The following is an 11,098-nucleotide window of genomic DNA, read 5'->3' on the forward strand; positions in this document are numbered from 1 at the left end:
CGAGTAGACCGACCTCGGTGCCGACCACGCTGCCGCCGACCCCGATCACGGCTGGTCAGCCCGTGTTACGCCGCTACGCGCCGTCCGAGCAGGGACCTGTCGGTTATCGGCTAGAACAGGAGTAGGGCGGACTCGCCTCCAGGGCGCCGCCGGCTTACCGCCGCAGGTATCCTCGCGCGCGACGATGGGCGGCCATACCGCCTGCCGGTGAGGTCGGCAGGCTCGGCTCGGTGGCCGACAACTTCCTACGACACTCCATCGCGGGGACCTCCAACCGTCGATGCTCCAGACGTCGGCGACGCCACGCAGGCGGCCGCCGGAAACAGCAAGCGTGCCGGAAGACGAAGTCGCGCTCAGGGGGGCTCGCCGTAGTGGCGTCGCGGGACGGGAAGTCGCGTGCAGGAAGTAGGAAGCAGGGAGAGGGCTGGTTATCGTGGCCGCGTGCAGCGTGTCGCTATGCGACCTGCGAAAAATGCAGCACCTCTACGCTGCCACCATGCGCACGCCTGCCGCACCGCACCCCACCCCATTTCGCATCCTCGCCGTCGCGGACGCCACCATCGGCCATCACCTTGACACCGGGCTGCGCGGCAACGGATATGCGCCCACCTGGAACCGCACCGGCGCGAGTGCCCTCGCCGAGGCTGAGCGGACGTCCTACGACGTGCTGCTCCTGGACTTGAGCCTGCCCGACATAGATGGCCTCGACGTTGTACGCACGTTGCGCGCCCGCCATCCCAACCTGCTCATCGTTGTCCTCACCGCCCGCCCAGGTGGCATCGACGTCATCTCGGGGCTCGACGCCGGCGCCGACGACTACCTCATCAAGCCAGTCAACCTGACAGCTCTCCTCGCCCGCCTCCGCGCGCATCTGCGTCTTTACCCCTTCGACTTCCTCCCCTTGGAACGGGTCCGGCTGGGCGACCTCGTCATCGACGTCGCGGCGCGCCGCTGCACCCTGCATGAACGCAAAGTGAGCCTCCGCCCCAAAGAGTTCGGCCTACTCGCCGTACTCGCCCGCCACACAGGAGCGGCCGTGCCCCGCCAGACGCTGATGGCAGAGGTCTGGGACAAGAACTGGTCGGGCTCCACCAAAACCTTGGATGTCACCATGGCCGGCCTGCGCCGCCGCCTCCTCGACGCGGCCGGAGCGTCAGCGGCTCGAGTTCGGCTGCCGCACATCACCACGTTGCGGGGACACGGCTACCGGTTGGAACAGGAGTAGGACAGACTCCGCCTCTCCAGGGCGCCCCAGGCTTACGGCCGTTGGTGTCCTCGTGCGCGACGGCGGGATTGCGCGACGCCGGGCGGCCATAGCGCCTGCTGGTGAGGTCGGCGTGCTCGGCTCGGTGGCTGACATCGTCTCTACGACACCGCTTCGATCGTTCCGGCGACTCCGGGCCCGAGGGTTCGCCGGCCTTTCGGGCCGGCCACGTCCCTGTGCTCGAGTGCTCCTTCGACTGCTGCATCCGGGATGGCGCGTTCGGCGGCCAGTAGCCGCGGGTTCATGTCCGTCAGTGGGGTGCTCTTGGTGGTGCTCGGATCGGTGGCAAGGGGGCGGCGCTGGGTGCTCATGACGGGAGTCTCCCGCTCGTGCGGCATGCGGGTGAACCGCGGGCACGCTGTTGAAGCCGCCACGCGGCTGATGGCGGATGGGACCGGTTCGGGGCAGGCTGACGGCGTGTCCCTCCTCTCCTGGTCCGCAGTGTTGGTGGTAGGTGATGAGCAGGCCCCGGTTGAGGCTGAACTGGGCGAATTGACCCCGGCTGGAGGCTGGGAATGGGGCGGCCTTCTGCGCGGTGTGCCGGCGCGGTTCTCGGCCGCGATGCGTCAGGGCGAGGGCGCCCGGCTGCGGTTGCCTGACGGGCAAGAACGCAGGTTGCATCCGGCAGAGATGCCGAAGATGGACAGCCAGGGACTCCTCGTGGTGCCCTTCGTGGGCGAGGGGACGACACCGGCCGGATGATTCCACCCGTCGGGCTCGGGCCGGCGATGGGAGAGTGGTGCTCAGGGACAGGGTTGATGGCCTGGTGACCTCTTGGAGCAACTCCTGACCGTCAGTGCCGAGACGATCAGTCGGGTTGGCCCTTAGTCGCCCCGCATCTCGGGACACTCGGCCCGGCCCCCGTCGCAGGTGCTTGCGGCACCGCTGCCGCCCGCCGGCCCTCCCGGGACGGTTCATTCCTGCCGGCGGTCGGTGGCGTCAGCCGGTGGTGTGGCGGGCAAGGGCTGCGCGCAGCTCGGTGAGGAGGTCATCGGGCAGTGCGGCGCCCTGGGCGTGCTTGAGGAGTTGCTCGGCGATGTGGATGAGCTTGACGTTGGTGCGCTGTGAGACCTCCCGCAGCACGGTGAAGCCGTCGTCGGGGTTGATCTGTCCCAGCACGGTGAGGACACCGGTGGCCCGGTCGATGACGGTATGAGAGGTGAGCGCCAGCCGCAGCTGCCGGTTCTCCTCTCGCAGCCGTTGCAGCTCCTGCGCCAGGCCGTCGGCCCGGTGCGATGGCGGGGGGAGCGTTTCGCGATGCGTTTCAGTCATGGCGGTCACCGTGTGGGGGCAGCAGACAGGACATCTCATCTTTCCCTGCCCCGAATTGCCTGCCCGCATCCATCCGATGACCGAGGCCGGTTTCACGGCATGGGAGTCCTCCGCGGTCAGGATCCGGTGCGGAGGACTCCCCGCAGGGCTCGCTGCCCAACCCTGCGCGGGACGGGTAGCCACCAGCTCACCGCGTATGCCCGATGACCGATCATCTGGCGCTGGGCGTCTTGCACGGCCCGAGCCGGCTGGAGGGAGAGGGTGGGGTCAGGTGGATGGGGGTGCGAGGGCATCTTCGAGGGTGGCGTACAGCGGCAGGACGTCGTCGAGGCCGACGACGTGCAGGAGCTGGAAGATGGGCCTGGGGGTGTGGGCCAGGCGCAGCCAGCCGTTGCCGGCGCGGGCGGCGTTGTTCGCGGCGACCAGGACGTTGATGCCGCTGGAGTCCATGAAGGTGACGCCGTGGAAGTCGATGACGGTGCACCTGTTGGGATCGTCGGGTGCGGTGAGTGCCTGGCGCAGGGCGTCGGCCGTGGTGTAGTCGATCTCCCCGACAGGGGTAAGGATGCGCACGCCGTCAGGTGTGGTGCGCTCGGAGACGGTCAGACGGGTCTGGCTCATACCGTCTCCCGGTCCTTTCCATGCGAGGTGGGTACTCGTCCGGCGTGCGGCAGGTGGTCTGTGATGCAATGCAGCGGACGACGTGAAGCTCTTGTGACGATCATATGAGGCGGGGCGGAGTGTATGGAGCAGACCCCGGGGGACGACGAACGGAAGGTAGGGGACAGCGCGTTGTCGGCGTCGGCCACCTACGACGGCGACTCCTCCTGTATCGGCGACGCGCGGCGCCTGGCCGTCAGCTTTCTCACCACGGTGCGGTCCGAGCACGGTGTGCCGGTGTCTGAGAGGGCGCTGGGCGTGACGCAGTTGGTGGTCAGTGAGCTGGTGACCAACGCGGTCAAGTACGCGCCCGGCTTGGTCGCGCTCGATCTGCAGGTCCATGACGGTGCGGTGCGTGTTTCGGTGTGGGACAGCGACCCGGTCCTGCCGGATGTCGCCGCCACCGACCCCAGCCGGGTCGGAGGCCACGGCTTGGAGATCACCCTCGCCCTCAGCCAGGCCTATCAGGTGCGCCGGGAACCGGTCGGCAAGCGTGTCACGGTACTGATCGCTCTCGCCGACCATCCCGACGGCAGCTTGACCGCCCGCACCGCCGCTTGACCCCATCCCCGCCGCTGGGACGCCGCCGTTCTCCCTGCCGGCTCTCCCACCGGAAGGTATGTGACCTGCGCAAGATTTTCGCAGGTCAGACCCTTGCCCAGCCCTGACCATGCATCGCGACAAACCCCTCCTCCCTCTCCATCTGCACCACCTGCTGGGGGAAGGGATTATCTGTGGTGGGTGGCAGGGCGAGTGATGGCGAGATCCGAGCAATCGGGCGGCGGATGTCCTGTTGCGGCCCAGCGGGTGCCGGGCCGCCAGCGGGGCTGGTCGATCCCTGGGCCCGGAGATCGGCGGGGCCTTCACCTGTGAGTTACCGGAGAACGGATCCGCTGTGCAGCTACCGCACGTGCGTCATCGGGTCCCGTCCACTACGGCGAGACCGCAAACGTGGACGAGCGGCACTATTCTGGATACTTGCTGCCTCTGATCTTTCTTCAACCCGTGTATGCGAGGCTAGTTCCGGTGGATTTCTGGACGGCGTGTGTGAGGGCAAGCGACCGGCTCATGGAGGCGGTGGACCGGATCCCGGGTGAGCGCAGCGACCGCTACGAGCGGTACCGGAGCTGGTCGATGAACCCCGCCACGGCCGAAGGACTGCTGAAGACCCTGCTCACCCTCGGTATCCACGCCCTGGTGCTGGAGGCGGCCCCGGTAGAGCACCATGACAGCGAGTGGACGGTCGGACGGCTGCCACTGGCTGACATCGAGGAATCCGTGACGAAGAGGCCCTCGCACGAGCTGCTTGCCGGCCTGCCACGGCTGGGCGAGAGCGACCAACTGCGCGTGAACGCAGTGAAGGTGCTCATCTATGACAACGCCTCGGCCCTCCATCTCGCACGCCTGTGCCAGATGGTCCGCATCACTCTGCTGAACGTTGCCGCCAGGCTGCCGGCCACCGAACCAACCTGCCAAGACGTGCGCAACGAGTCCGAGCTTGAGTGACACACCCCGCATCCGGGTCGCCTGCGTACCGACGTGGCTGCTGGGTCTTCCGCTCCAGCAGACGGGCGAGCGGCCCTGTTGCGGGCGCAGTATGCCCATCGACTGGGCGGTGAAGAGCGCGAGCGTGGTGACGGCCAGGAAGGTCATGCGCCCCAGTTCAATACTTCCGCGAACCCCTGTCCGACTGCGACGGTCGGGATGCCGGAGACGAGTGCGGCAATGACCCCGATCAGGACCACGATGACAACAGTCATGATCTTGACTGCCGTGCTGAGCGGCGGGGAGGGCTGCGTGCTCACGCTCGCGTACCTGCCTTAAGACTCGTCAGTCGCTCCTGTCCAACAGGTCACCTGGCGCTGCGTGTGAAGGCCGAGGAAGTTGGCCCGCTTCCACTCGGCGGCCCTCCGCCCTGCGGGCGAGACCGTCCCCGCCGATGAGGATCCGGAGCCCCAGGTTCGATTCGCTCATCGTCTGGTTGACCAGGTTGAGGCACGGGGAGGGTGGAAAGCGGAAGAGCGCGGCTCCAGCCGTGGGCTGTGCTGGGCCTTCCGATAGGTCCTCCCGGAGTCGCGCTGACGGGTCAGACGCGTAATACCCCTCGCACGAGTAGGAGGGGTATTACGTGTGGTCAGCTGTGCCAGAGGGTTAGTTGGTCAGTTGGTAGATCTGAGCCGCGGTCAGGATCACCGTGCAGATCAGTGTGATGAGGGCCTCAAGACGCAGTCCGCCGAGCGCGCGTCCCCACCTGCGCCGCATGCGGCGACGAAGGTTCATCTGGTCTCGGGGCTGGGCCCGCCATGCCTGCATCAGCTGCAGCCTGGTCGCGGTGTTGATCCAGAGTGGCCGCAGCCCCGCTTCGACCTCGCATCCCACCAGGAATGCCTGGAGTGTCTGAATCTCGGGGATCGTGTTGCTGTTCTCGCTCGTCATCGTGGCGATGTCGAACTTCCTGAGGGTGATGAAGCCTTCCTCGTGGGCCTTTTCCTTGATCTCCGCGATGGTGAGGCTGCCGCGGGCGCCTCGCAGCAGGTTGCAGAACTGTTCGGCGCTGATGCACAGCTCCAGCTGGCTACGGGTCCTGTCGAGTTCGGGGTTCAAGTCGTTGGCCCGGAGCCTGTTGACCGCCTCGTCGACCAGCTCGTCGACGGACTTCCTGCGTGTTCGGGAGCGCTTGGCGGACGTCGGAGCCGGGTCGGGGGCCTCTGTCTCGTCGTCGGTCTGACCCTTCTCGGCGGCGTCGGCGGAGCTCCAGAGTGCTTCCCAGTGAGCCTGGCCCTTGGTGTCCTCGCAGGCCTCGACGAAGGCCCACGTCACCGGCCAGGTCGGTACCTTCTTGCCGGAGGCGGCCAGGGAGATGGTGGCGGTGGAGAAGTGGGCCTTCGTCGCCAGCTTGGCCACCGAGAGTCCGGCGGCCTCCTTGGCGTCGCGCAGCTGGCTGGCCAGAGCCTGAACGGCCTCCGGGGCGTCCCCGGGGATGGGGAGGTACGTGGCCATCTCAGCCCGTCTCCGATCCGGTGACATCGTGCCGGGTGCTGGAGGGAGGCCAGAACGCGGCGGCCGTGGCCGCGACGTTCATGCCGAGGGAGACCGCGTTGGAGAAGTCTATGCCTCCGGCGGATGCGAGCGTGCCGGTCGCGGCAGCGCGGTTGCGGACAGATCGACCATCGCCGTATGGACGCTGAGCGGGGCAGTGACCCGCACGGAGTAGCCGGTCCCCATCGGATGGTCTTCTCGTCGCTGAGAGTCTGGCGGACCGCGTCGTCGTCGATGTCCCGCGAGTTGCTCGGCGACCAGGCCGGGCACGTGGACCATCAGGATCGTCATAGTCGGTGACCTGGTCTCGCCGATGTCGTCCATGCCTACCGCGAGGGCGTCGCTGTGAAGGCTCTCGCCCGGCAGTACGGCACCGTCATCCAAGACGATCAGGCGCGTCCTGGACGACACCGGCGCCCGCGAGGTCCCGGATGACCTGACGGGGCTGCTCGATGGCGACGCCACGGTGAGCCAGCCGTCGGCGGCCTGGTCTGCGGTGATGGCGGTCGGCCGGCCAAGCACCTTGCCGGACGCCTTGGTGGCCGCGACGCCCTTGAACGCCGCCTGTCCCGGCCTGCCCGGGAGGAATGAGGACCTCGTGCCCGTCGTCACCCGCACCCTCACTCCCGCCCTCACTCCCGCCCTCACGCCTTCGCCCGTGTTCGATCCGAGCCCGGCCGCCCCTTTCCGCCGCTGTGCGCGGGCACGATGGAGTTCTGTACACCGCGAACCCGGCGCCCGGCCCATGCCTCCCGGGTCACGCCCGCCGCGCTGGGCAAGCCCCGGTGAGCTCCTGCCGCCGCCACTTGCGTTCCCACTGCCGAAGTCACTTCCGTGCACGACACCTGACAGCTCGGCATCTCCCCTTGTCAGCGCCGGTTTCCGGGCCTTCCCAGGATTGTCGGAACCCTCTTCTCTCCTCTCACTGACAACGCCCCTGGGAATGGGCGGGGCGTGTCAGTGGCGGAGGAGATCATCGGGTTCGGGGGCGGATCCCTCTACGGCCGGGGGCCGGCGCCCGGCCGGTGGCCGGACGCGATCGAGTCGTGCGCCCGGTGGGGCGCGGGTACAGGGAGGGCGGAGCTGATGGCGGGCAAGCGCAAGGCGAACGAGGCGAGATCATCGAACGGTCTGCGCGGCGACGTGCTGTCCGTGCTCGGAGTGCTCAAGGTCGCGACTGCCGACCAGATCCAGCGCCTCGCCTCACCGCACCTGAGCTACCGGCACACCCTCAAGCCGACCCCGGCGAAGCGGAAGGAAGCCCGCACGGCTTCCCACCGTGGCGCGGTGAATGATCTGCGACGTCACGGGCTGGCCGTCGACGGTGGCCGGACCCGGGGGGCGGAGGAAGTCCGGCTGCTGACGAAGGATGGTCTGGCCGCGGCCGGAGTCGAGTTGGACCGTGAGCCGGAAGAGATGGGCGGGATGCCCAAGAGCGCGGGCCGTTCCGGGGCTTCGCATCCGATGACGGTGAACGAGACGGTCATCGCGCTGATCCGCCCGAAGCCCGACCTCAACCTGCTCGCCGGGGAGCCGGCCGAGGCGGTCGCCGCCGCGCAGGCCGCTGTCGACGCCCCGGACGGGATCGGCACCCTCACCTCCTACGCCACCGAGGTCGCGCTCCCGGTGAAGGGCACCTGGAAGAACCCGGCGATCGGCAGCGCCCGCGCCGACGTTGTCGTCACCGCGCCGGGCGACGGGGTGCCGCTGCTGTTCATCGAGGCCGACAACTGCACTGAGGAAGCCGTCCTTATCGCCGCGAAGTTCGACAAGTACGCCCGGTTCTTCCTGCGGCAGGAGAAGGACACCGACAACGTTGAGAAGCCGATGTGGCGCACCCGCTGGTCCGCACCCGAGTGGGAGGGTTACGAGCGCGTGCACCCGCCGGTCCTGCTTGTCTTCCACCAGGTCGGCAAACGCGCCGCGAAGAAGCAGATGGCGGCGGTCGCGGACCTCACCCGCCCCCACTGGCAGGGCCGGTGGAACAGCGAGCGCGGCTATCACTCCTACGACGGGCGGATACCTATCGTGGCGACCACGCTGGATCTGCTGCGTGAGCACGGCCCGGCCGGCCGGGTGTTCTGGCGCTTTGGCCGTACGGAGCGTCAGCCGTTGCTGGAGGCGATTGGCAACCCGCGCCGGGACGCGGCCCTCGCCCGCCGGCGCCAAGCAGCCCGGGAGGAGCAGCAGCGCCGCGATGAGCGGGAGGCGGCGCAGCAGGAGGCGCGGCGGCCTGTGTGTGCGGACTGCGGCCACAAGTTCACCGACGGCCGATGGGCGGCGGTCGACAGGCGGGAGTGGAACCAGTCGCGTGAGTCGCACCCGCACCTGTGCGAGGACTGCCAGCAGCTGGCCGTCACGGCCCGGCAGCGCGCCGAAGCCGACGAACGCGAGCGCCAGGAGCAAGAGCGCCTGCGTGAACAGACGGAGGAAGAGGCCGCACCGCAGAAGGCCGGCGGCTGGCGCTCCCGCTTCCGCACCTGACCGGTCACACCCCGCGTTGTCGGTGGTGGCTGGGAGGCTGGCCGGATGAACGGCGATGAGCAGCTGCGCAACGGTCGCGTCTACGGCCACGACCACGACGACCCCAACCCCGGCCCGCTCCCGCATCGGACCTACGCCGCACTGGTCGGCGGGCCGCTGGACGGCCTGCTGCTGGACATCCACGGATGGCGGACCGTGGAAGTCGACGATGGGGTGGCCTTGTCCACCGAGCTCGGGCAGTTCCCCGGCGGGCGGTCGCTGTACGACCCGCGCCCCGGCGAGCCCCGCACACCCGGCCCCGGGGTCAGCTGCCGCTTCTACTACTCCGGAGATACGCCCTGACCGCTGCTGCGGCTCGCCCTGCTGGCCTGTCCGATGCACGCTGGGAAGCGTGAGCAGCACGCCGATCGTCGTTGAACGCCTGGCGTATGCTCGCCCCCGAGGACCAGGCCGCCGTCGACCAGTTCCGCGCACTGCTCGCCGCCCTGCGCGACACGGAATTCTGGTCGCCTGGCGCAGGCCAGGACATCGCCGTCCGGGTCGGCCCGTACCTCGAGCGCGCCCAAACCCGCCCGGGTGATGACCACGGCCCCGACCTCATCGCCGTCGCCCTGGTCCACCCCGACACCCCGCACGCCGCGGCCTACCTCCACGGCCACCAGCTCGGCTACACCGGCAAGGGCTGGCTGCGCTGCGAGACGAACGCGATCGTCGGCGTCTGGAACCCGGCCTTCGCAGTCCTCACCCACGCCGCAGCGGGCCTGAACCTCCCCGACGACGTCGGCATGCCGGCCGCGAACTACGCCGTCCACGTCGAAGCCCGCCGACAGGACAACACCGGCTACACCCTGCTCCGCCTCGGCCCGTACACCCAGACCTGGCTCGCCTCCCGCGACGCCGACCGCCTCAACACCGAGCTGGCCGGTAAGGCGGCCACCGTCATCCCCGGCTTCACCGTCACCGCGAAGGGCGCACCGTTCGATGTCAGCGACCACGAGAGCTACGCCGACCCGTACAAGGCCGACGTCACCGCGCTCCTGGTCGACGCCGTCGCGGAGGTGAACGCGTGACCACCAAGGCCCTGTACGAGATCGAGACCAGTGAGGGCGACGACGGCACGATGCACCCCGCCGAACAGCTCTGGACGCCCTGCGCCGACGACGTCGCCGACAGCGGGTTCATCGCCCACAGCGGCCTCCACGTCACCGGGATCGACGACCCCACCGACGGCCACCTGTACCCGATCGCGTTCCTCGTGCTCGGGCACCAGCGGTGGGCCGACATCATCGAGGCCGCCGCCGCGTACATGGCCCGCGTCCACGGATGGCGGAACCTGCACCTGTACCCCGGCGACGACCCCTCGGTGCTCATCCCCCGCATCCCGCGAGCCGTCCTCACATGGGGCGTGTTCTTACGGCACCCGCACCCTTGTGCGTACCCGGTCACTGACCGGTTCGCGGTGGGTGACCAAGGCGGAGGGCGAGCGAGCAGCGTGGCGCCGGAGACCGGCGCGGACGACGACGGGTGCGGCTGCCGCCCGGACGCTCCCGCTGCTCGTAACCGGCGGTCTGGGCTGGTCGCACCAGGCAATCGCTGCGTTTGGGCGGTAATGTCTGCGGCCGCTCGACGCCGATACGGCGAAGAGCGGCCGGAGACTGGGTGCCCCATCACCACCGCGTCACCTTGAGGGCAGCTCCGCAGTATGGAGCGAGTCAGGCGGCGAAGGAGGCGAGCAGTTCGTTGTACTGCTTGGCGGCGGTGGCCAGGTCCTCGTCGGACAGGCCGGTGATGGTGCCGTGCACCTTGAACATCGGCTGGATGTCGAACTGGCACAGCCGCAGGATCGCCTCCCAGCTGCCGAGGAGGCTCTCGACCGTGGCCTTGACCCAGCCCTCAGGGCTGTAGTCCTCGGCATTGACGCCAGCCGTGACGGCCACGACGGCCCTCTTGCCGGCCAGCTGCTCAGGAGTGCTCTCCATGGTGAAGGCCCAGCCAATGGTGAGAACCCTGTCCTGCCACAGCCTGAACAGAGGGGTGGTGTTGTACCAGAACACCGGGTGCTGGAAGACGATCACATCGTGCTCGGCCAACAGCGCCTGCTCCGCCTCGACATCGATCTCGAAGTCGGGGTAGGCGGCGTAGAGGTCGTGCACCGTGACATGGGGCAGATCGCGGACGGCGTCCACGAGCGCCGCGTTGGCCCTCGACCGGGACAGGTCGGGGTGACCTACGACAACGAGAACCTTGGACATCACGAGAAACCTTTTCAGTGATCAGTGATCAGTGAACCTCTTTCATCCTGGGGTCTGAGGAGTGAAACAGGCTGGTCAGGTGGGGTGACGTGGCGAAGCCCCTCGTCGTTGGTGTGGTGATCTCACT

At 68.6% G+C, this 11,098-nt stretch carries 15 protein-coding genes; 8 read left to right on the forward strand and 7 right to left on the reverse strand.

The window, feature by feature from the left end; translation table 11 throughout:
* Positions 1 to 472: 472 nt before the first annotated feature.
* Positions 473 to 1,225, forward strand: a complete 753-nt coding sequence (locus tag ABZT03_RS40985; RefSeq protein WP_356048876.1) for a response regulator transcription factor — start codon at positions 473 to 475, stop codon at positions 1,223 to 1,225.
* Between the two features lie 140 nt (positions 1,226 to 1,365).
* On the opposite strand, the gene ABZT03_RS40990 is transcribed toward ABZT03_RS40985, so the two are convergent.
* Complete coding sequence (locus ABZT03_RS40990; protein ID WP_356048877.1) at positions 1,366 to 1,575, reverse strand: hypothetical protein; 210 nt, start codon at positions 1,573 to 1,575, stop codon at positions 1,366 to 1,368.
* Positions 1,576 to 1,681: 106 nt separating this feature from the next.
* On the opposite strand from ABZT03_RS40990, the gene ABZT03_RS40995 reads away from it, so the two are divergent.
* Positions 1,682 to 1,966: a hypothetical protein gene (locus ABZT03_RS40995; RefSeq protein WP_356048878.1), complete on the forward strand. Its 285-nt coding sequence runs from the start codon at positions 1,682 to 1,684 to the stop codon at positions 1,964 to 1,966.
* Positions 1,967 to 2,203: 237 nt separating this feature from the next.
* On the opposite strand, the gene ABZT03_RS41000 is transcribed toward ABZT03_RS40995, so the two are convergent.
* Complete coding sequence (locus ABZT03_RS41000) at positions 2,204 to 2,536, reverse strand: ANTAR domain-containing protein (RefSeq protein WP_356048879.1); 333 nt, start codon at positions 2,534 to 2,536, stop codon at positions 2,204 to 2,206.
* Positions 2,537 to 2,803: 267 nt separating this feature from the next.
* Positions 2,804 to 3,157, reverse strand: coding sequence for an STAS domain-containing protein (locus ABZT03_RS41005; protein WP_356048880.1), 354 nt, complete (start codon positions 3,155 to 3,157; stop codon positions 2,804 to 2,806).
* Between the two features lie 123 nt (positions 3,158 to 3,280).
* Here ABZT03_RS41005 and ABZT03_RS41010 point away from each other — a divergent pair, with 123 nt between their 5' ends.
* Together ABZT03_RS41010 and ABZT03_RS41015 are read left to right on the forward strand one after the other, a co-directional pair.
* Entirely contained in the window at positions 3,281 to 3,757 is a 477-nt protein-coding gene (locus ABZT03_RS41010) for an ATP-binding protein (protein WP_356048882.1), read from the forward strand.
* 417 nt (positions 3,758 to 4,174) lie between these two features.
* Positions 4,175 to 4,702, forward strand: a complete 528-nt coding sequence (locus tag ABZT03_RS41015) for a hypothetical protein (protein ID WP_356048884.1) — start codon at positions 4,175 to 4,177, stop codon at positions 4,700 to 4,702.
* A 143-nt stretch (positions 4,703 to 4,845) separates the two neighbouring features.
* Here ABZT03_RS41015 and ABZT03_RS41020 read toward each other — a convergent pair whose 3' ends face one another.
* The 3 genes from ABZT03_RS41020 to ABZT03_RS41030 form a co-directional block, all read right to left on the reverse strand.
* A complete protein-coding gene (locus ABZT03_RS41020) occupies positions 4,846 to 5,001 on the reverse strand; it encodes a hypothetical protein (RefSeq protein ID WP_356048885.1) in 156 nt (51 codons plus the stop codon).
* A gap of 346 nt (positions 5,002 to 5,347) precedes the next feature.
* On the reverse strand, positions 5,348 to 6,196 hold the full coding sequence (locus tag ABZT03_RS41025; RefSeq protein WP_356048887.1) for a helix-turn-helix transcriptional regulator: 849 nt from the start codon (positions 6,194 to 6,196) through the stop codon (positions 5,348 to 5,350).
* A gap of 108 nt (positions 6,197 to 6,304) precedes the next feature.
* A complete protein-coding gene (locus tag ABZT03_RS41030; protein WP_356048889.1) occupies positions 6,305 to 6,847 on the reverse strand; it encodes a hypothetical protein in 543 nt (180 codons plus the stop codon).
* 474 nt (positions 6,848 to 7,321) lie between these two features.
* Here ABZT03_RS41030 and ABZT03_RS41035 point away from each other — a divergent pair, with 474 nt between their 5' ends.
* The 4 genes from ABZT03_RS41035 (at position 7,322) to ABZT03_RS41050 (ending at position 10,406) form a co-directional block, all read left to right on the forward strand.
* On the forward strand, positions 7,322 to 8,719 hold the full coding sequence (locus ABZT03_RS41035) for a replication-relaxation family protein (RefSeq protein WP_356048890.1): 1,398 nt from the start codon (positions 7,322 to 7,324) through the stop codon (positions 8,717 to 8,719).
* A gap of 45 nt (positions 8,720 to 8,764) precedes the next feature.
* Positions 8,765 to 9,061, forward strand: coding sequence for a hypothetical protein (locus tag ABZT03_RS41040; protein WP_356048891.1), 297 nt, complete (start codon positions 8,765 to 8,767; stop codon positions 9,059 to 9,061).
* Positions 9,062 to 9,132: 71 nt separating this feature from the next.
* Positions 9,133 to 9,789, forward strand: a complete 657-nt coding sequence (locus ABZT03_RS41045; RefSeq protein ID WP_356048893.1) for a hypothetical protein — start codon at positions 9,133 to 9,135, stop codon at positions 9,787 to 9,789.
* Entirely contained in the window at positions 9,786 to 10,406 is a 621-nt protein-coding gene (locus ABZT03_RS41050; protein WP_356048895.1) for a hypothetical protein, read from the forward strand. The genes ABZT03_RS41045 and ABZT03_RS41050 overlap by 4 nt, the downstream gene beginning before the upstream one ends.
* Before the next feature lie 25 nt (positions 10,407 to 10,431).
* On the opposite strand, the gene ABZT03_RS41055 is transcribed toward ABZT03_RS41050, so the two are convergent.
* Complete coding sequence (locus ABZT03_RS41055; RefSeq protein ID WP_356048896.1) at positions 10,432 to 10,971, reverse strand: NAD(P)H-dependent oxidoreductase; 540 nt, start codon at positions 10,969 to 10,971, stop codon at positions 10,432 to 10,434.
* Positions 10,972 to 11,098: the final 127 nt, after the last annotated feature.

It is taken from the genome of Streptomyces sp. NPDC005574 (assembly GCF_040605435.1).
Lineage (GTDB): Bacteria > Actinomycetota > Actinomycetes > Streptomycetales > Streptomycetaceae > Streptomyces.

Bases quoted from the DNA above. Each gene is read 5' to 3' on its own strand.
- ABZT03_RS41055 (WP_356048896.1), bottom strand. From the start codon at position 10,971: ATGTCCAAGGTTCTCGTTGTCGTAGGTCACCCCGACCTGTCCCGGTCG.
- ABZT03_RS41035 (WP_356048890.1), top strand. From the start codon at position 7,322: ATGGCGGGCAAGCGCAAGGCGAACGAGGCGAGATCATCGAACGGTCTG.
- ABZT03_RS41005 (WP_356048880.1), bottom strand. From the start codon at position 3,157: ATGAGCCAGACCCGTCTGACCGTCTCCGAGCGCACCACACCTGACGGC.
- ABZT03_RS41000 (WP_356048879.1), bottom strand. From the start codon at position 2,536: ATGACTGAAACGCATCGCGAAACGCTCCCCCCGCCATCGCACCGGGCC.
- ABZT03_RS40985 (WP_356048876.1), top strand. From the start codon at position 473: ATGCAGCACCTCTACGCTGCCACCATGCGCACGCCTGCCGCACCGCAC.
- ABZT03_RS41025 (WP_356048887.1), bottom strand. From the start codon at position 6,196: ATGGCCACGTACCTCCCCATCCCCGGGGACGCCCCGGAGGCCGTTCAG.
- ABZT03_RS41010 (WP_356048882.1), top strand. From the start codon at position 3,281: ATGGAGCAGACCCCGGGGGACGACGAACGGAAGGTAGGGGACAGCGCG.
- ABZT03_RS41040 (WP_356048891.1), top strand. From the start codon at position 8,765: ATGAACGGCGATGAGCAGCTGCGCAACGGTCGCGTCTACGGCCACGAC.
- ABZT03_RS40990 (WP_356048877.1), bottom strand. From the start codon at position 1,575: ATGAGCACCCAGCGCCGCCCCCTTGCCACCGATCCGAGCACCACCAAG.